Source organism: Acidicapsa ligni, assembly GCF_025685655.1.
In the GTDB taxonomy this organism is placed as follows: Bacteria; Acidobacteriota; Terriglobia; order Terriglobales; family Acidobacteriaceae; genus Acidicapsa; species Acidicapsa ligni.
Window position 1 is genome coordinate 562,226 of the sequence record NZ_JAGSYG010000001.1, and the last position, 18,863, is coordinate 581,088.

Consider the following 18,863-nt stretch of genomic DNA (forward strand, 5'->3'; position numbering starts at 1 on the left):
TTCGGGAATGACAGACAGAACGGCAAGGGCAACAGCAAGGGCAGCGGCAACAGCAAGGGCAACTGCAAATGCTAACAGCAGATTCCCTTCGGGAATGACAGACAGAAAGGCAAGGGCAACTGCAAAGGCAAGGGCAACAGCAAAAGCTAGGGCAACTACAACTACAACTGCAACGGTGTATGGTGCCTGGGGATCGTTCAGGGGTTGTGCTCTTGACGTTGTACTATGAGGAAACGCTGGCTGTATGGGTGTTTGCGAATGTGTCGCGTGGATTGCATCTTCTAATTCCGGCGAGTTACTTCCCTTCTTATGCTTGAAGACAATCAGAAAAATACGATTATTCGTGCGGCTGTCTCTGAGGATGTGCCGTTGATCCTGGAGTTTATTCGGGCGCTGGCGGTGTATGAGCGTGAGCCGGATGCTGTTACTGCGACTGAGGCAGATTTGCTGCGCGATGGGTTTGGTGCTGAGCCTTACTTTCACTGCCTGATTGCGGAGCGGGATGGCAGGGCGGCGGGGTTTGCGTTTTACTTTTTCAACTACTCGACGTGGACGGGACGGCCTGGGTTGTATCTCGAGGATTTGTTTGTGAATCCGGAGTTTCGCGGGATGGGGATCGGCAAGGCTTTACTGGCGCGGGTGGCGGCGATTGCGGTGGAGAAGAATTGTCCGCGATTGCAGTGGGAAGTGTTGGATTGGAATACTTCAGCGGTGGATTTTTATGCTTCGCTGGGAGCGGGTTTTCTGGATGAGTGGCGGAATGTTCGCATGACGGGTGAAGCCCTGGCCAAGCTGGCTGCGATGGATGTTTTCAAGGAGCAGGATTGAGTTTGGGATTGAAGAAGATTCGAGTTATTGGCGGCGGCCTGGCTGGGCCTGAGGCTGCGCTTACGGCTGCTGCGCTGGGTTGCGAGGTTGAGCTGTACGAGATGCGGCGGATGGTGGATGGCAGGCCGCTGCTGACTCCGGCACACCAGACTACGGAGTTTGGCGAGTTAGTGTGTTCTAACTCGCTGAAGAGTGAGTCGCCGAATACTGCTCCGTGGCTGTTGAAGCAGGAGATGCGTCGAGCCGGATCGAAGTTGATTGCGCTGGCGGATGCTACGGCGGTGCCAGCGGGTCATGCGCTGGCGGTAGATCGGGTGGAGTTTTCGCGCTTGATTGCTGAGGCTATCGATGCGGAGCCGCGAATCAAAGTTATTCGCGAGGAAGTTACCGAGTTAGGCGAAGACCCGGATGTATTGACGATTGTGGCTTCAGGGCCACTTACTTCGGATGCTTTGAGCAAGGATATTGCGCGGCTTACAGGTGCAGAGCATCTGGCGTTTTATGATTCGATTTCGCCGATTGTGGATGCGGAAACGATTGATATGGATCGCGTGTACTTCGCTGCCCGATGGGACAAGGGGACGGCGGATTACATCAACTGCCCGATGACGCGCGAGGAGTATGACGTCTTTCTGAATGCGCTTGTTACCGCTGAGGCCGCGGAGGCTAAAGAGTGGGAAAAGGCTGAGTATTTTGAAGGGTGCTTGCCGATAGAAATACTTGCGCGAAGGGGGCCGGATACGTTGCGATTTGGGCCGATGAAACCGGTGGGTCTGCGCGATCCGCGTACGGGGAAGACTCCGTGGGCGGTGGTGCAGTTACGCAAGGAAAATCTGCGTGCGGATAGTTATAACTTAGTTGGATTTCAGAATCACTTGAAGTATGGCGAGCAGGCCAAGGTGTTGCGGCTGATTCCGGGGTTAGAGAATGCGAAGTTTCTGCGCTATGGGCAGATTCATCGCAACACGTATATCTCATCGCCGCAGGTGCTGGATGACAGGCTGCGCATGAAGACGCGGCCCGACCTATTTTTTGCGGGGCAGATTTCGGGTGTTGAGGGATATACGGAATCGATCGCTTCGGGGCTGCTGGCGGGGTTATATGCGGCGGCGATTGCGCATGGGCAGGAGCCGGTGGCTACTCCGCGACAGACGGCACTGGGGTCGCTGGTGAATTACATTACGAGGGCAGATTCAAAGCAGTTTCAACCGGCCAATATTACGTTTGACCTACTGGTGCCGCTGGAAGAAGAGACGCGCAAGAAGGTGCGGGACAAGAAGGAACGGCACCGGATGGTGTGTGAGCGGGCGCTGGAGGCTTTTGATGGCTGGTGGGCTGAGTTCAAGACCCAGGAGTCCTTATGGAGAATTCTCTTGCAGGAACGCTGATTGCCGAGCTGTGTGATGGGCGAACGGATCGAGTGATCGATCTGATTGGCCTTGGGATCGGTGCGGATGCGGTGGATGCGGATGGTGTTCCGCTGATGCGGCGATGCGCTTACTTTGGGGATGTGAGCGCTGTTCGATACCTGGTGGAGCATGGCGCTTCGCCGGAGTTGCTTGGGGATAATTTCGATCTGGATAGCGCTGCTTTTCATGGGCATTGGCAGCTTTGCCGATTTTTGATTGAGTGCGGTGCGGATGTGAATAAGCGACAAGCGGAGTCGGATGAGACTCCGCTGCATGCGGCGCTTTGTACGACGGAGCGGGAGGCGCATGACCGGGTGTTGAGCGTGTTGCTAGCTGCGGGAGCTGATCCGAATTGTAAGACGAAGCCAGATGCGGAGACGGGCGGTTTTATGCGGGATTGCCGGACTAAGGGTGAGACTCCGCTGCACAGGGCTGCGGCGTTTGGGACTGAAGGAACGATCCAGATGTTGCTGGATGCCGGAGCGCAGATCGATGCGAAGGACATGCATGGGGATTCTCCGTTGAGCTGGGGTAGCTGGTATTTGCGGCCGACGCCGATTTTGCGGATGCTTTGTTATGGGCCTTATCGGATTCATCCGCGGAACGGGTCGATGCGGGAGAATTTGTTGGGGGATCCGCATCGTTGAGGTTTTGGGGTGGGGTGCCCAGTGAAGCAGATTCCCTTCGGGAATGACAGACAGAACGGCAACTACAGATTTGTTTGGGCTGGGATGATGTTGGAGTACTGGGATTATTTGGGTTTGTGTTAGGCTGGCGGCGAGAAACTTATGAGTGCTTACACTGCAATCGACGCGATTAGTCCTGCTATTCAGAGGACCAGGGACTTTATGTTCCGGCCTTTCAAGCTGGGTCGGTTTTTGAAGTTAGCGCTGGTGGCTACGCTGACGGAGGGCGCGTTTGCGAGCGTCAGTTCTCCGGGCTTTCCTGGTTCGCCTGGAGGCAAGATACCGGAGTTTCCTGCGCCACATTTGTCTTTGCCCTCAATGTTCATGGTGCTTTGCGTGGTGGCGGCTGTGCTGCTGGTCGTCGTTCCTATCTTGATTTTTGTGAGTTATCTGCTGTTGCGGCTGCGCTTTGCGTTCTTTGATTGCGTGCTGTTTGAGCAGGACCAGATTGGACCGGCGTGGGGGCGATATCATGAGCAGGCTTTGCGCTATCTTTGGCTGTCGCTGGGCATTGCGGTGGGGTTCTGGGTTGTGATGGTGTTGGGTGCCGGGGCTGCGTTGTGGAAGTATCGGGCGCTGTTGCAATCGCTGTTTCATGGTGGGACGAAGCAGTGGGCGGATTTTCTGCCGCTCTTCGGGATAGCTTTGCTGCTCTTCTTTTTCGTGGCCTTGTTTGGGTTGGTTGTGGACTCGACACTCAACTATTTTGTTTTGCCGCATATGGCGCTGGAGGATGCTACGGCGTGGCAGGCAATTCATGATGTGTGGTCGGAAATGAAGGCAGAGCCGTTGCAGTTTGCGCTCTTTTTGATCATGCGACTTATATTGCCGCTGGTTGCCGGGGTCATCGGCGCAATTGCGGTGTTCATCCCCATACTGCTTGTCGCGGGGATTCTTGTGGTGATCGGCTTTGCGCTGCATGCGGTTTCGCAGGCGGTGATGATCGGGTACATTATCGTTGCGGGGGCGGCTTTTCTTGCGCTGCTTGTATGCGCAATGATTGGCGTAGGCGGGACGATTGGGACGTTTATGCGGAACTATGCGTTGCTGTTTTATGGTGGCCGCTATCCTGAATTGGCGCGGGTTTTGTGGCCTTTGCCTTCGTTGCCTTCTGCGCCGATGATGCCAGGCGCAGGGTACCCGACTGGGTCTTTTTAGCGCATGGCCAGTTTCAAACGCAGTGTGCTGGTCTCTGTTCTGTTTACTTTGTTTGGTGGGCCGGGAATCATCCTGGTGTATCTGCCGTGGGTGATTACTCGCTTTCGTGTGCCTGCTTTACTTACGGAATGGCAGCGGGTTGTTGCGGCTGCGCTTATTGTCGCGGGATTACTTCCGCTGCTGGACTCCATTGTGCGGTTTGTGCGGGTGGGACGTGGAACGCTGATGCCTAATGTTCCCACGGAGCGCCTTGTCGTTACGGGGCTCTATCGCTATGTGCGGAACCCTATGTATGTTGGGGATCTGATGGTGCTGGCGGGTGAGGCTTTATTGTTTCAGAGCTTGTGGATGGTGGGGTATGCGGTGTTTGTGTGGGCAGTGCTGGAGGTGTTTATCCGGCGGTACGAGGAGCCTACTTTGCGGCGGCGGCATGGGGCGGAATATGTCGATTATTGTGGGCGGGTGCGGCGTTGGTGGCCGCGGATGAGTGCCGATTCTATTTAGAGATATTCAAGAGGGCTTGTCGGTGCGGAGCCCAGGTCTCAGGGGCGAGACCTGGACTCAGGGGCGAGACTTGGACTCCGCATTGGTTGTTTGGTGAAGCTATTTTTTCTTGGGTTTTCTGGCGCGGATTTTGAACCAGATTGGGGTGCCTTCAAAGCCGAAGGCGGCGCGGATCTGGTTTTCTAAGAAGCGTTCGAAGGCGAAGTGAAGTTTGATGTTGCGGTCGGTGAAGAGGACGAAGGTCGGTGGGGCTACCGCGGCCTGGGTCATGTAGAAGATGCGGATGCGCTTGTTCATCGGAACCGGGGCGCGCTGGAAGTCGACCTTATCGAGGAAGCGGTTCATCTGGCCGGTGGTGACGCGCTTGCGGCGCAGGGCGGCAATACGCTTGATTTCCTTGAGGACTTTGTCGAGGTTGGTGCCCTGGGATGCGGACAGGAAAAGTATCGGCGCGTAGTCGAGATACTTGAGGGCGTGACGTACCTGCTCTTCGTAGGCGAGCTTGTCGGCGGGGGCTTTGCCGTCGGTGCGGTGGGTGGTGACGAGATCCCACTTGTTGATGAGGATGATGACGGAGCGGCCGCTTTCGTGGGCGTATCCGCCAATGTGCGCGTCGCTGGCGGTGACGCCTTCGGTCGCGTCGATCATGAGCAGGGCTACGTCGCAGGATTCGAGATGGCGGCGGGCCATGACGACGGAGAGCTTCTCGGCCATCAGATGGGTTTTGCCCTTGCGGCGGATTCCGGCGGTGTCGATGAGGCGCAGGCGTTCGCCGTTGACTTCAATGACTTCATCGACGGCATCGCGGGTGGTTCCGGCGATGGGCGAAACGATGGCGCGGTCGCTGCCGGTGAGAGCATTCAACAGGGTGGATTTGCCGACGTTGGGGCGTCCGATGATGGCGACGGAGGTTTCGTGCTGTTCGAACTCGCCGTGGGTGCGATGGAGTGAGGCATGCTTTTCGCCGTCGTGGCCGGTTTCGTCGTCTACGTCCTGTTCGGGGCCGAAATCGGAGAGGTCGGGCTTCTCATCCTGCAGGGCTTTGAAGTCGACGGGATTATCCGATTCCTCGGATTCTGGACCCATGTCTTCGGCTAGTTCGTCTTCCTGATCTTCGTCGAAGACTACTTCGTCTTCGATGTCGGCTTCATCGGCATTCAGCGGCTCGGCGTATGGATCGTCCTTGGTGACGAGGCCCTGCGCGGCTGGTGCGGGGAGCAGATCGAACATCGCGTCGAGAAGATCGCCGATACCGAGGCCGTGTTCGGAGCTGATGAGGAAGAGCTCGGGCAGTCCGAGCTGGCGGAAGTTCTCTGCGGATGCGGCTACGGTGGGGTTCTCGACTTTGTTGGCGACGAGGAAGACGGGTTTGCCGCCACGGATGAGCATACGCGCGAGGTTGATGTCGGGCGAGGCCAGCTCGGTGCGCGCGTCGACGACCATGATGAGCAGATCGGCTTCTTCGAGTGCGGTTTTGGCCTGGCGATAGATTTCGCTGGGGATGTACTCGGCGTCATCGGGCACGATGCCGCCGGTGTCTACCAGGCGGATGATGCGGCCATCCCACTCGACGTCGCCGTAGATGCGGTCGCGGGTGATGCCGGGCTCGTCGCCGACGATGGAGCGGCGTGAGTGGGTGAGGCGATTGAAGAGCGTGGATTTGCCCACATTGGGGCGGCCGACGATGGCCACGAGCGGCAGATGCGAGCTGGCGGGCGTGGAGGGTACGACGGATTTGTGGTACTTGGACACGATGTGCTCCGGACCCAGGGATTGCTGGGGCGACTTACTAGATCATACTTGCCGGCAGATTTCCTGATTTTCAGGGCTGGCCTGGGAGACTTCTGCTGATTAGAACCAAGGCTCGCAGGGCTGTGAGCCGGGTTCGAAGCTACAGGGCTTCAAAAAAACAGAGGTCGAACTATCAAGTATGGGCGGGTCGTGAAGTGAAGTCAATTTTGGGAGGCTATGATTGAGGGCAGATTCAGGGGCAAACTGCCATTTAAGCTGTGGTGGGAACTTATCGTTCTTTTTTTATAACGTGTTATTTGAGCCGCTATTTTCGGCCATTACTTCAGTCAGGATGAGGAGAATCTCGTATGGATCGCATTGAAGAATCCGGTTCCGCTGTATCGTCCAGAGCTATAGAGGGAAAGCCTTCGACTCCGGAAGAGTATGACATCGTCGTTCTCGGGAGTGGGGAAGGATCGAAATATCTCGCATGGACAGAGGCGAAGCAGGGCAAGCGAGTTGCGGTGATTGAGGGTCGCTATATTGGCGGATCCTGCCCTAACATTGCCTGTCTGCCGAGCAAGAATATTATTCATAGCGCCAAGGTTGCGTCTTACTTTCAAAGAAGCGAAGAGTTTGGCATCAGCAAGGAAAATGTCAGGATCGATATGTCCGTGGTGCGTGACCGCAAGCGGCGGATGGTCGATGGGCTGGTGCAGATGCATCTGGATAACTTCAAAGCGAGCGGCGCTGAACTGGTGATTGGATGGGGGCGATTTATTGCTCCGCGCACGATTGAGGTCGCGCTTGGGGATGGTGGAACCCGGGTGCTTCGCGGAAGCAAGGTGGTTATCGGCACGGGGACTCACGCGACGGTGGAACCGATTCCCGGTCTTCGCGAGGCTGGTCCGCTTACACATATCGAAGCGCTTGAGCTGGACTATCTTCCGAAGCATCTTCTTGTGCTTGGCGGCGGCTATGTCGGGCTGGAACTGGCACAGGCGATGCGCCGATTTGGCAGCCGCGTGACGATCATCGATCGCAATGAGCGGCTGGTACATCGAGAAGATGAGGACGTTATTGCGGGCTTGCATAGTCTTTTTGAGAGTGAAGAGATTGAGCTCGTATTGGGTGCCAAGGTGCAGCGTGTCGAGGGCAAGTCCGGGGTATCTGTGAAGCTTCATGTTTTGCGCGATGGAGTGGAAACGATTCTTGAAGGCACGGATCTGCTGGTTGCGACGGGACGCACTCCGAACACGGCAAACATCGGGCTGGAGTTAGCCGGAGTGGCATTGACGGAGCGTGGGTATATCCAAGTCAGTGAGCGGCTGGAGACGACAGCGCAGGATACGTGGGCTATCGGAGATTGTGCGGGCAGTCCGCAGTTTACGCATATCGGGTTTGATGATTTTCGGATTGTTCGAGATGACTTTGCGGGCGGCCATCGAGTAACGACGGGCAGGCAGGTGCCTTCGTGCATGTTTACCGATCCTGAATTGGCGCGTGTCGGTCTGAGTGAAAAAGAGGCGAGTGCGCAAGGGATTGAATATCGACTGGCCAAGATCCCTGCTGCGGCGGCTCTGCGGACGCGGACGCTATCTGAGACGCGCGGTTTTTGGAAGGCGCTGATCGATACGAAGAGCGATCGCATTCTTGGGTTCACGGCGTTTGGAGTGGAGGCGGGCGAGATTATGGCGACCGTCCAGATAGCGATGATTGCGGGACTGCCTTATACGGGGTTGCGGGATGCGATCCTGACGCATCCAACTTTGTCGGAGGGGCTGGTTGCGTTGTTTTCTTCTGTGCCTGCAATCAAGCAATAAACGTTGCATCGTCTGCTGATCGTATGGCCGGGATAAATTGCGGCGAGGGAGATTTTTCTATGGAAAAAGTTGCTGGAGATATTCATGGGTACACCTTTGGAACAACCGAGGTTGCCGCGTCGCCGGTGTCGTTGCAGGAGTTAGAAAATCTGAAGATCACCGTGGGGTTTACGGAGGAAGATCAGCGTTCTCTTCTGCTGGCGGGTGAGGTGCTTGGCGATCAGACCAGGCAGATTGTGGAACATTGGCGTAGCGGAATTATTGCAGGCATTCCGAACCTGGCCAGGCATTCTCGCACTCCGGAGGGAGAGGCGAATCCGGAGTATCTGGCGAAGAGCAATCTTCGTTTTCAGCAATGGATTCTCGATACGTGCCTGCGGCCATATGACCAGGATTGGCTTAATTATCAGCAGGAAATTGCTTTGCGGCACACCAGCTTAAAGAAGAATCAGACGGATGGCGTGCGGTCGACGCCTTATGTGCCGTTGCATGACATTCTCGGGTTCATTGCAGTCATCAACGAGACGATCAAACCTTATCTGGCAGCAAAGAATCATTCGGCTGAAGATGTGGATAGAATGCACCGGGCATGGTGTAAATCAATGCAACTGCAGATGGCGCTTTGGACAAAGCCATACGCGGATTCCCGAATGGCGCCGAACGAGTGGTAAAGATGTCGTTCATGCGCCATTTGGATAATGTCTCTGTGGGGATCGATCTCCTTTGGCCGCAACTTTGGGCACCGGCTAATTGCTGCGAAGGGCGATCATGGGATCGATCCTGGAGGCGCGACGGGCTGGGATCCACGCGGCGATGAGGGCAACTATGCCGAGCATGACGATCATGGCGGCGAAGGCTGCAGGATCGGTCGATTCGGTGCCGTAGAGGAGTGAGGCGATGCCCTTGGCTGCTAGATAAGAGGCGACTGTACCGATTGCGATTCCTATTGCGGCGAGGCGCATGGCTTTGGAGATGACGCTGCGTTGGACGTTGCCGATGGTTGCGCCGAGGGCCATGCGAATGCCGATCTCCTGGGTCTGGCGAGTCACGGAATATGAGATGACGCCGTAGATGCCGAGTGCGGCGAGAAGCAGTCCCAGAGCGGCGAAACCGATGACCAGCAGGGCAAAGAATCGGCGCGGCGAGGTGGCGTGGCTGACGGCCTGTTGCAGCGGCACGAATTCGCTGGCGGGCTGGGATGGGTTCATGGTGCGGAGGGTCTGGAGGACGCTGGAGGCGAGCGAGGCTGGGGGCAGTTTGGTGCGGATGACGAGCTGCGCGCCTTCGGGATCGTTCTGAGTGATGGGGAGATAGATTTCGGGGCCGACGGAGGCTTCGACGCTGTTTTCGCGCACGTCGTTGAGCACGCCTACGATGCGGGTGTCGTTGTCGTCTACGACGGATAGGCGGCCTACGGGATCTTCGCCGGGGAAGAAGCGGCGGGCTGCGGCCTGGTTGATGATGACGACGCGCTCGGTCTTTGGGCCGTCGTTCCAACTGAGGTCACGGCCTTCGCGTAAGTGCATTCCCATGGCGTTGAGATAGCCGGGGGAGACGATGCGAACGATAGCGGCTGTGATGTCTCCTTTGAGCGGGGGACGTGCCTTGTTGAAGAAGAGCCAGCTCCGGTTGCGGCCAAGGGGCAGCATGTCGGCGATGCCAGTGGAATCTACGCCAGGAATGGTGCCGATCTGGCGGGTAATTTCGCTGAGGACAACGGCGCGGCGAGCGGGATCATTGCCGTCTTCGTAGGTGATGTTGATGCTGGCGGCGCGCTCGGGATGGAAGCCGAGGTCGGTGTTCATGACGTTGACGAAGCTGCGGAGGAGCAGGCCTGCGCAGACGAGCAGGACACAGGCGAGAGCCATTTCAGAGATGACCATGACGGCGCGGAGACGCTCGTGTTTGCTGCTGGTGGTGCGGCCTTGTCCGCCGTCTTTCAGCGCTTCCTGCGGATTGCCGCTGGAGAGGCGCAGGCCGGGGATGAGGCCGAAGAGAAGCGCGGTGGCGGTGGTGACGAGGAGCGTCCAAAGGAGGGCGCTGCCGTCAACGCGGACATTGCTGAGCAGGGGCAGGGCGAGGGATGCCTGATGAGCGAGCCAACTGGTGAGGGCGAAGGCCAGGGCTACTCCGAGGATGGCTCCAGAGCTGGCGAGGACGAGGCTTTCGGTGAGGAGTTGGCGCAGGAGACGGCCACGGCCTGCGCCGAGGGCGGTGCGCAGGGCAAACTCTTTACTGCGGACGGCGCCACGGGCGAGCAGGAGATTGGTGAGGTTGACGCAGACGATGAGCTGGATGAGCCCGACGGCGCACCAGAGGGTTATCAGAGAGCGGCGAAGCTTGCCGCTGACGTAGTCCTTGAGGCTGCTGACGGTGGGGATGTCGATGCCGGTGGCGGGACCGGGGTGGAGGATTTCAAATTGCCTGCCGATAAGGCTTGCTTCGGCCTGGGCCTGTTGTACGGACACGCCGGGTTTGAGCCTGCCTACGATGGAGAGGGTGTTGCCCCAACTGCGCATGTTGTCCATGATGGCGGGGATGTAGACGTCCATGCGGAGACCGGGTGAGAAGACGGAGCCGAAGTCGAAGCTGGCGGGAAGGATGCCGACGACGGTTACGGGCTGCTTGCTGAGGGTGATGGTCTGGCCGAGGATGGCAGGGTCGGAGTTGAACTGGCGACGCCAGAAGTTATTGCTGAGCAGCACGGCGGGGCGGCCGCCTTTGTGTGTCTCTTCAGGTGAGAAGAGTCGGCCGATGACGGGTTGCACGCCGAGCGTCTGGAAGAAGTTGCCTGCGATCATGACGCCGGAGACGGGCTGGGGTTCTCCGCGACCGGTCAAAGCGTAGTCGCTGCTGCCGAGGAAAGGATTGTAGGCGGTGAGGCTTTGAAAGGACTGGTTGTGGCGCTGAAAATCTTCAAAGGCGTCGACGGTGAAGGTGGTGCCGGATAGGCCGATGGCTTCGCGTAGTGCGGGACTGAGGCCGCTGCCTCCTTCAAACCAGGTGAGCTGCTGGGCTTGTGGGAACGGCAACTGGCGCAGGAGCAACGTGTTGACGACGCTGAAGACGGCTATGTTGGCACCGATGCCGAGGGCGAGAATGAGGATGGAGACGGCGGCGAAGTTGCGATCGCGACCCAGGGTGCGAAGGGTGTAGCGAAGGTCCTGGCGGGCTTCGATCCAGTAGTCCTTGAGTTGGCGGCGACGCTCCATTTTTTCTCCTATCCGATTGCCGATTTTTTGTATGTCCAGCAGGCTGCCGAACTGGCGCTCGGCTTCTCGGCGGGCATGTTCGCGGGGCCAGCCGTGGGCGACCAGGTCATCGGTTTTGGTCTCGATGTGGAAGTACAATTCATCGCGCACGTCGGCTTTGGGATCGGGGCCGAGCAGGCGCGCGTAGCGTCTCCACATGGGCAGGGGCGTCATACTGCCTCATCAACGATTGGCGGCTGGGTCGCGTTGAGAACCTTGGCGACGGCGAGGGCGTAGGCTTCCCATGTTTTGGTTTCCTGGCGTAATTGGCGGCGACCACTGGTTGTGAGGCGATAGAACTTGGCTTTGCGATTGTTCTCGGATAGTCCCCACTCGGCGGCGAGAAGAGCTTTGCTTTCGAGACGCCAGAGTGCGGGGTAGAGTGTGCCTTCTTCGACTAAGAGGGCTTCGTCGCTCTGGCGGAGGATGAGGCTGGTGATGGCGTAGCCGTGGAGCGGTCCCCAGGCGAGAGCTTTGAGGATAAGAACGTCGAGGGTGCCGCGAACCAGATCGAGTTTAGCCTTGTCCAATTTAGCCTTATCCATTGCTGCTTTCCTGCATCGGTTTTTTTCTCCCCTTTGGTTGCAAGGGAAGTGTTGCATGGTTCCCCTGTGATTGCAAGGGGAGTCACGCGATTTTTTTTAGGGAGTTACGGAGCAGGCTGGGTGCAACCTCCTCATGGAATTTATTTATGGCGAGGTAAATCATTTAATTACAGTTTTGAAGCAACAAACCATTGCAGCCTGTGTCTGAGCGGGTAGAGGAGATCTTATGAAGCTCAGAACTGGTGCACTGCTTTGCTCATTATGCTTTCTGGTCTTGGTTCATGCGCATGCTGCAACTCTGCCGGATTCCTGCGGTAGCGACAGTACTCAATTCAAAGTTGCTACGAAAAAAGGACAGCCTCTGCCGCCTGCAGATGGAACGGCGCAGGTCGTGGTAATCGAGACTTCTGGATATATCGCGATTGGGCAGAAGGTCACAGCCCGCGTGGGTCTGGATGGAGCCTGGGTAGGTGCTGACAATGGTAACTCCTATCTCGCTTTTCCAGTAGCTCCGGGTGAGCATCATCTATGCGCAAACTGGCAGTCAAGCCTTGGACGATGGGACAAGATGGTGGGCCTATCTTCCTTCACGGCAGAAGCGGGAAAGACTTATTACTACCAGGTGAAGGTTACGTTGGATCGGGACTTTCAGGATTTCAGCCTGGTAGCCCTCAATGACGATCAGGGTAAATACATGGTCCAGAGCTCGAAACGCAGTATCTCAACTGCGGGAAAGTAGACTTTCCTAAACTGCATTCGAGTCTTCGTTAGACTTTAGCCCTGTTGTGGCGTTAATAAGACATAGACGACCGAACCAGTTCGACAAAGCTTTGCCGAACTGGTTCGGCCGTTCTAAATAAAATCTCTTTCCATTTTTGAGATGTCAAAGTATGTTTCGGCTTCTGCGCTGACGGGAACTTATCGGGTATATAAACTGTCTTTCATGACAGGGTCTTTGGTTCTGCTTACCGGAGCTTCCGGAGTTGGAAAGACGACGATCGCTTCAGAGATTGAGAAGCTGCATCCGGAAATCGTGGTGTTCCGGTCTGACGCGCTTATTGGCGTTCCAACAGCAGAGGAAATGACGGCGCGGTATGGCGCTGGACCCGAAGCTGGAAGCGCTTGGCAGCGAGAAGTTACTCAACAATGGCTTGATCGAATAGTGCCAATACTTGCATCGGGGCAATCTGTCTTACTGGATTTACAGACGCGAATCGCTTTTCTTCTGGAAGCAATTGCGGCTCACGACATTTCACATGCCCGAATTATTCTTGTGGAGTGTGATGACGAAACTCGCAATTCCCGTCTCATCCATGATCGAAAGCAGCCAGAGTTAGCGAATGAAAACATGGCTGGTTGGGCGCGATATCTGCATCAAGAGGCACTGGCTGCTGAGTGCGAAATCATTGATACCGGAGCGCTCTCGATAGATGAAGGCGTTGAGCGAATTGTCTCTTATCTGTTGCTGTAGAGTGGCTTGCCTGCTGTGAGGCTGGGCGCTGAAAATAGCTCTTTAGAAATGAGTGGCTCTGCTTCTCAGGGGCTCTGCCCGGCATGCTCTGTGTCTGCCATGCGATGACGGACCCTGAAGAATTTGTTTCAGCCTTTCGAGACAAACAGCGGTAATTGGGCTGTTCCGGAACTTACCCTTTTCGAGATTCCTGGTTACGGTTTGGAAATGAAAAATGCATCTAAATTGTTTGGGAGGAGATAGGTTATGGGTTCGGCAGATACTTACGACTTATACGATTTGGAGCGGTTTTTGGAGGGGCAGAGCCGGGTGATTGAGCAGGTGCGGGCGGAGTTGCGCGGCGGGGTGAAGCGTGGGCATTGGATGTGGTTTGTGTTTCCGCAGATCAAGGGATTGGGGTTTAGTGCTGCGGCTGTTGAGTATGCGATTGGGTCGCGGGAAGAGGCTGTGGCTTATTTGAAGCATCCAGTGTTGGGGCCGCGGCTGGTGGAGTGTACTCGGCTGGTGATGGGGGTAAAAGGGCGGACGGCGGAGCAGATTTTTGGTGGGACCGATAGCTTGAAGCTTCGATCTTCGATGACGCTGTTTGCGCAGGTGACGTTGAAGGAGACGGTGTTTCAGGAGGCGCTGGATAAGTATTTCGATGGTGAGGCGGATGGGTTGACGCTGGAGGTTTTGGAGTGAGTGTCAGCTGGATGGCTACTCCCAGATGCGTTGAACTTCGTAGAGATCGAAGGCTATGTCGCTGCTGATAATCGGAAGCCTGAGGTCGATAGCCTGGGCAATCAGTAATAGATCGAAGGGGTCGCGATGATGACGAGGAAGAAGGCCGGAGAGGATTGCTTGCGTTGTCGTCGGCGGAGCGAAGATAAATCCAGCGGCTGTTTCTCTGGCTTCAAAATTCGTGAGGAGGGCGGTCGCTTCCAGCTTTCCTGTTCCGGACTTGATGGCGATCTCCCAGGGTGTGACGATCGAGATATATCCCTGATGCGACGTGTCGGTGAGAATATCCAGCACGTTGGCCGGCAACAGCCCTGGAGCGGCTCGGAACCATAGGTAGGTGTGAGTGTCGAGCAGGTATCTCATTCGGCTGGTTCGGGTGAAGGTGATTTTGCTTCCGCGAGTTTCTTGAAGAGTTCGTCCTTGGCCGGGTTGTCGAATCCGTATTCGATCATCTGTTCGTCGGTGAGCGGATTGAATGCGCTGTTCTCAAAGTGGATAAGGCCTTCGTAACCGCCTGCGAGGCGGCGCCTGTCCTGGGGTGGATCGACGATTGGCACGAGCTTCGCAACCGGCTTGCTGCCGCGCATGACGATGACCTCTTTACCTTCCTCGACTTCTTTGAGGAGGCGAGAGAAGTGGGTCTTCGCCTGATGAACGGTGTAGGCCATGGACTAAGTGTGCTTAGTCCACTTGGGGAAGTCAACGCGAATATCTCCCTGATCGAGGAGATATTTGCGTTTGATGGTGGCGAATGTGCGGCGAAGACCTTTTCCTCGCTAGTATGGTGATAGCCCCTTCCTGCGGCTCTCTTGAGGTTTCATCTGTTGGCTGAGAATTCCATGCAAAATTCAACTACTGCTTCGGTTGAGGGCGCGGCTTTGCCGTCGTTGTATGGATTTTTTGCGCCTGGGGGAATTTTGGCGAATTCGCCGCTGCCTTATGAGTATCGGCCGGGGCAGTTGGAGATGGCCAAGGCGGTGGAGCGGGCGCTGGAGGAGAAGCGGCACCTGATTGTGGAGGCTGGGACGGGTACGGGGAAGACGCTGGCTTACCTGTTGCCTGCGCTGAGGACCGGGCGCCGGGTGATTATCTCGACGGGAACGAAGGCGCTGCAGGATCAGCTTTATTTTCGCGATATTCCTTTTTTGGAGTCGTTGCTGGGGCCGCTGCGCGTTTGTTACATGAAGGGGCGGGCGAACTACCTCTGCAGGCACAAGCTGGTGACGCTGCGTTCGCAGCCGTTGCTGTCGGGGCTGGAGGAAATAGACCAGTTTCACCAGATTTCGGAATGGGAAAAGAAGACGGAGACAGGGGACCGGGCGGAGTTGGGCGGATTACCGGAGTTCAGCCCGCTGTGGGCGCGGCTGGATGCGCGGAGTGAGGCCTGCCTGGGATCGACTTGTCCGGATTACCAGCGGTGTTTTGTGACGGAGATGCGGCGTAAGGCGCAGGAGAGCGACGTGATTATTGTGAATCACCATCTCTTTTTTGCGGACCTGGCGGTGAAGCAGCAGGCGGGCGGCGCTCCGGATGCGGGGGTGTTGCCGGAGGCTGCGGCGGTAATCTTCGATGAGGCGCATGAGCTGGAGGACATTGCCAGCAGCTACTTTGGGCTTTCGGTGAGCAATCTGCGCTTTGAGGACCTGGCGCGGGATACGGAAGCGATGCTGAAGACGAAGGACAGCTTTGCTACGGGCGTACATTTTTCGGTGCAGCAGCTGCGGGATCGGGCGCGTCTGTTCTTTGCGCAATTGCCGATGAATTCCGATGGACGGCAGCCGTTTGATGGGCGTGAGGAGTTTCTGGAGACCAGTGGCGATCTTTACCTGAGCGTGCGCAACACGCTGACGCGGCTGGAGGCGGAGCTGGACCAGTTGCGCGGGGTGGATGAGGCTCCGGGTCTGCGGAAGCGCGTGGCGAATCTGCGGAGCGAGCTGGAGTTTCTGCTGGAGTCGACTTCGGGAAACATGGTGTATTGGCTGGAGCGGCGGGTTTCGGGTGGCTTGCAGAAGCAGTCGCGAACGACATTTTTGCAGGCTACGCCGATCGATGTTTCGGGATTGCTGGATGACCAGTTGTTTCAGAGTTTTCCGACGGTGGTGCTGACTTCGGCGACGCTTACGGTGCAGGGGAGTTTTGAGCACATTCGCAAGCGGCTGGGGATGGGGCTTGAGCAGGGTGCGGCGCGGGAGTTGGTGGTGCCTTCGCATTTCCGGTATCCCGAGCAGGCTTTGCTGTATCTGCCGCCGGAGATGCCGGATCCGCGTGCGCCGGAGTTTCAGGAGGTGGCGGCGCGGTGTATTCAGCAGGTACTGGGGATCACGAAGGGCCGGGCATTTTGCCTGTTTACGAGCTACAGCCAGATGCGCGACTTGTACGAGCGGCTGCTGCCGGTGCTGGATTATCCGATATTGCTGCATGGAACGGCTCCGCGGAATACGCTGCTGGAGCAGTTTCGGACTACTCCGAATGCGGTGCTGTTTGGGACGGCGAGTTTCTGGCAGGGGGTGGATGTGCAGGGCGAGGCGCTGAGCTGCGTGATCATCGACAAGCTGCCGTTCGCGGTGCCGAACGATCCGGTGGTGGCGGCGCGGATGCGGGCGATTGAGGATGCGGGCGGGAAGCCGTTTTTCGAATACCAGGTGCCGAGCGCGGTGATTACGCTGAAGCAGGGGTTTGGGCGGCTGATTCGTTCGCTGGAGGATCGGGGAGTGCTGGTGCTGCTGGACCCGAGGATTCGGCAGAAGCGGTATGGGCAGGCGTTTCTGGAGAGTTTGCCGCCTTATCGTGTCACTACTTCGATTACGGATGTTGGGCTGTTTTTTGAGTAGAAATTTGCAGTAGTTCTCAATATGGCATACGCAAAATTGATTATAATAACGCTTGAAAAATAAACAAAATTGCTTATTATTAAAGAATGAAGAGTACGGAGTTCAAGCGCTGGCTGGCAGATCAAGGCGCAACCTTTAAGACCGCGAAAGGTTCGCATTTGAAGGTTTTACTCAACGGTAAAGTCTCCATTCTGCCAATGCACAATAAGGAACTCGGTACAGGCCTGGTACAGGCAATCAAAAAGCAGCTCGGTTTGAAATAGGAGATATCATATGCGCTATCCGATAACGATTCAGCCCGATGGAAGATTCTTTCTGGTGACTTTTCCTGATATTCCGGAGGCTATTACTCAGGGAGAAACCGAAGAAGAGGCTCTTTTGGCAGCGAAAGACGCGCTTGAGTCTGCGCTGGATTTCTATTTTGAAGATAATCGTGCGGTTCCAGTTCCATCCAAGGTGAAGCGTGGGCAGCGCTATGTTGATCTTCCAACCAGTGTCGGCGCCAAGGTTCTCCTGCTGAATGAAATGATCACGCAGAAGGTGCGGCCTGCGGAGTTAGCTCGACGTTTGAGTGTTACGCCGCAGGAGGTGACTCGCCTGATCGATGTTAATCACACATCGAAGATCGATGGAATCGCGAATGCCCTGAGCGCACTCGGCAAAACGATGGAAATTCGAGTCGTATAGCAAGAGCGTAATTCGATGCGCCACTTGAGGAATAAGGGAATCAAGGATGTAATTCCTCCCAGCGGCTAAGGCTGAAGATGATTGATGCTGCTTAAAACCTTTTGCGCTCTGGAACCGGAGGGGGTCTGGTGAACGGTAGAATCAAAGTTGTTCTGTTTCGATCCTCCTATGTCTAAGAACTTTTATGTTTTGGCTGGAACGCTGGGGCTGCTTGCACTCATCTCGGGTGCGATGACGTTTGTGCCTTCCAGTTTTCAGCCGGGATTGCCTGCAAATGCTTCGTTGTGGAAGACGCTGGCGATGTTTTTGCTGCTGGCCGGGCTGGTTTCTACGTTGATTGGGTCGATGTCGCATTTGTTTGAGCAGGTGGATCGGCGGACGGAAGAACGGCGGCGGGCGGCGCGGAAGCGGCGGAAGAATCTCTAAGTTGGGGAGATTTTAGAGGATGCGGATGCCTGCTTTGCTGGTGGTGGGTTTGGTTGGATAATTTGTCTTTTCTGTTGGGTGGAGAAGCAGATTCCCTTTGGGAATGACAGACAGAACGGCAAGGGCAACTGCAACTGCTTAGAGCGGCCTGGCTGGGAGTGGGGACTACGTTCTGAAGTTCGATACTTTGTGCGGACTTACTTGCTGCCTATCTTGCTTATGGATTCCGCTGGGTTGGTTGAAGCAACTAAGATAAAGATGGGTCTGATCTCTCCTACAGAAAGCATTGAATTCTATGTATGAAGTAACGGTGGATGCGGGTTTTTCTTCGGGGCATTATCTACGGAATTATCGCGGGAAGTGCGAGAATCCGCATGGGCATAACTACAAGGTGCGTGTGACGCTGATTGGGCAGGAGCTGGATGCAACGGGGCTGCTGTTGGATTTCAAGCTGTTGAAGCAGGTGTTGCGGCCGGTGATTGACCGGATCGATCACCAGATGTTGAACGACCTGGAGCCGTTTATCGAGCTGAATCCTTCAGCGGAGAATCTGGCGCGGTACTTTTACGATGAAACTCGCAGCCAGTTGCATGAGATGACGGGTGGGCGGGTTCGCGTGAAGGATTGCACGATCTGGGAGACGGATACGACTACGGCTACTTATTTCGAGTAGGGCTGTGTGTTTGAGGACAAACTTGTTTGGGGGAGCATTTCCTGAGGCCTGAAGGCCTCTGCTCCTTCCAGGGCTTTTGCCTGGACTTTTACTTCTCATCCTTCGCTTCGCCGTTTT

Annotated in this window: 20 protein-coding genes; 15 read left to right on the plus strand and 5 right to left on the minus strand. The window is 56.3% G+C overall.

The features are described from left to right. The first annotated feature begins 309 nt into the window (after positions 1 to 309). From OHL19_RS02195 to OHL19_RS02215, 5 genes are all read left to right on the plus strand, one after another. Entirely contained in the window at positions 310 to 828 is a 519-nt protein-coding gene (locus OHL19_RS02195; RefSeq protein ID WP_263355947.1) for a GNAT family N-acetyltransferase, read from the plus strand. Between the two features lie 8 nt (positions 829 to 836). Beyond that, positions 837 to 2,216 carry a methylenetetrahydrofolate--tRNA-(uracil(54)-C(5))-methyltransferase (FADH(2)-oxidizing) TrmFO gene (trmFO, locus tag OHL19_RS02200; RefSeq protein WP_263356793.1) on the plus strand — a complete coding sequence of 460 codons (1,380 nt, stop codon included), beginning with the start codon at positions 837 to 839 and terminating at the stop codon, positions 2,214 to 2,216. After that, a complete protein-coding gene (locus tag OHL19_RS02205; protein ID WP_263355948.1) occupies positions 2,189 to 2,884 on the plus strand; it encodes an ankyrin repeat domain-containing protein in 696 nt (231 codons plus the stop codon). Before trmFO ends, OHL19_RS02205 begins: the two co-directional genes overlap by 28 nt. A 141-nt stretch (positions 2,885 to 3,025) precedes the next feature. Continuing rightward, positions 3,026 to 4,081 carry a DUF7544 domain-containing protein gene (locus tag OHL19_RS02210; protein ID WP_263355949.1) on the plus strand — a complete coding sequence of 352 codons (1,056 nt, stop codon included), beginning with the start codon at positions 3,026 to 3,028 and terminating at the stop codon, positions 4,079 to 4,081. A gap of 3 nt (positions 4,082 to 4,084) precedes the next feature. Then, positions 4,085 to 4,585, plus strand: coding sequence for a methyltransferase family protein (locus OHL19_RS02215; protein WP_263355950.1), 501 nt, complete (start codon positions 4,085 to 4,087; stop codon positions 4,583 to 4,585). 99 nt (positions 4,586 to 4,684) lie between these two features. On the opposite strand, the gene der is transcribed toward OHL19_RS02215, so the two are convergent. Continuing rightward, a complete protein-coding gene (gene der, locus OHL19_RS02220) occupies positions 4,685 to 6,337 on the minus strand; it encodes a ribosome biogenesis GTPase Der (protein WP_263355951.1) in 1,653 nt (550 codons plus the stop codon). Between the two features lie 347 nt (positions 6,338 to 6,684). On the opposite strand from der, the gene OHL19_RS02225 reads away from it, so the two are divergent. Both OHL19_RS02225 and OHL19_RS02230 read left to right on the plus strand, forming a co-directional pair. Beyond that, complete coding sequence (locus tag OHL19_RS02225; protein ID WP_263355952.1) at positions 6,685 to 8,139, plus strand: dihydrolipoyl dehydrogenase family protein; 1,455 nt, start codon at positions 6,685 to 6,687, stop codon at positions 8,137 to 8,139. Between the two features lie 59 nt (positions 8,140 to 8,198). Further along, positions 8,199 to 8,810, plus strand: a complete 612-nt coding sequence (locus OHL19_RS02230; RefSeq protein ID WP_263355953.1) for a protoglobin domain-containing protein — start codon at positions 8,199 to 8,201, stop codon at positions 8,808 to 8,810. A gap of 75 nt (positions 8,811 to 8,885) precedes the next feature. Here OHL19_RS02230 and OHL19_RS02235 read toward each other — a convergent pair whose 3' ends face one another. Both OHL19_RS02235 and OHL19_RS02240 read right to left on the minus strand, forming a co-directional pair. Further along, entirely contained in the window at positions 8,886 to 11,564 is a 2,679-nt protein-coding gene (locus OHL19_RS02235; RefSeq protein ID WP_263355954.1) for an ABC transporter permease, read from the minus strand. Beyond that, complete coding sequence (locus OHL19_RS02240) at positions 11,561 to 11,935, minus strand: PadR family transcriptional regulator (RefSeq protein ID WP_263355955.1); 375 nt, start codon at positions 11,933 to 11,935, stop codon at positions 11,561 to 11,563. Before OHL19_RS02240 ends, OHL19_RS02235 begins: the two co-directional genes overlap by 4 nt. A gap of 226 nt (positions 11,936 to 12,161) precedes the next feature. Between OHL19_RS02240 and OHL19_RS02245 the strand changes: the two genes are divergently transcribed. From OHL19_RS02245 to OHL19_RS02255, 3 genes are all read left to right on the plus strand, one after another. Then, on the plus strand, positions 12,162 to 12,674 hold the full coding sequence (locus OHL19_RS02245; RefSeq protein WP_263355956.1) for a hypothetical protein: 513 nt from the start codon (positions 12,162 to 12,164) through the stop codon (positions 12,672 to 12,674). Between the two features lie 204 nt (positions 12,675 to 12,878). Then, on the plus strand, positions 12,879 to 13,406 hold the full coding sequence (locus OHL19_RS02250; RefSeq protein ID WP_263355957.1) for an AAA family ATPase: 528 nt from the start codon (positions 12,879 to 12,881) through the stop codon (positions 13,404 to 13,406). Positions 13,407 to 13,652: 246 nt separating this feature from the next. Further along, positions 13,653 to 14,090, plus strand: a complete 438-nt coding sequence (locus OHL19_RS02255) for a DUF1810 domain-containing protein (RefSeq protein ID WP_263355958.1) — start codon at positions 13,653 to 13,655, stop codon at positions 14,088 to 14,090. Between the two features lie 15 nt (positions 14,091 to 14,105). On the opposite strand, the gene OHL19_RS02260 is transcribed toward OHL19_RS02255, so the two are convergent. Next, the gene (locus OHL19_RS02260) at positions 14,106 to 14,492 is read right to left on the minus strand and encodes a type II toxin-antitoxin system VapC family toxin (RefSeq protein WP_263355959.1); all 387 of its coding nucleotides are present in this window, start codon (positions 14,490 to 14,492) and stop codon (positions 14,106 to 14,108) included. After that, positions 14,489 to 14,797: a type II toxin-antitoxin system Phd/YefM family antitoxin gene (locus tag OHL19_RS02265; RefSeq protein ID WP_263355960.1), complete on the minus strand. Its 309-nt coding sequence runs from the start codon at positions 14,795 to 14,797 to the stop codon at positions 14,489 to 14,491. Before OHL19_RS02265 ends, OHL19_RS02260 begins: the two co-directional genes overlap by 4 nt. 171 nt (positions 14,798 to 14,968) lie before the next feature. On the opposite strand from OHL19_RS02265, the gene OHL19_RS02270 reads away from it, so the two are divergent. The 5 genes from OHL19_RS02270 (at position 14,969) to queD (ending at position 18,746) form a co-directional block, all read left to right on the plus strand. After that, a complete protein-coding gene (locus OHL19_RS02270; RefSeq protein ID WP_263355961.1) occupies positions 14,969 to 16,960 on the plus strand; it encodes an ATP-dependent DNA helicase in 1,992 nt (663 codons plus the stop codon). Positions 16,961 to 17,046: 86 nt separating this feature from the next. Beyond that, positions 17,047 to 17,223 carry a type II toxin-antitoxin system HicA family toxin gene (locus tag OHL19_RS22980; RefSeq protein ID WP_263355962.1) on the plus strand — a complete coding sequence of 59 codons (177 nt, stop codon included), beginning with the start codon at positions 17,047 to 17,049 and terminating at the stop codon, positions 17,221 to 17,223. A gap of 10 nt (positions 17,224 to 17,233) precedes the next feature. Next, positions 17,234 to 17,647, plus strand: a complete 414-nt coding sequence (locus OHL19_RS02280) for a type II toxin-antitoxin system HicB family antitoxin (RefSeq protein WP_263355963.1) — start codon at positions 17,234 to 17,236, stop codon at positions 17,645 to 17,647. A 168-nt stretch (positions 17,648 to 17,815) separates the two neighbouring features. Then, complete coding sequence (locus OHL19_RS02285; RefSeq protein WP_263355964.1) at positions 17,816 to 18,073, plus strand: hypothetical protein; 258 nt, start codon at positions 17,816 to 17,818, stop codon at positions 18,071 to 18,073. A 295-nt stretch (positions 18,074 to 18,368) separates the two neighbouring features. Then, positions 18,369 to 18,746, plus strand: coding sequence for a 6-carboxytetrahydropterin synthase QueD (gene queD, locus OHL19_RS02290; RefSeq protein WP_263355965.1), 378 nt, complete (start codon positions 18,369 to 18,371; stop codon positions 18,744 to 18,746). Positions 18,747 to 18,863 lie beyond the last annotated feature (117 nt).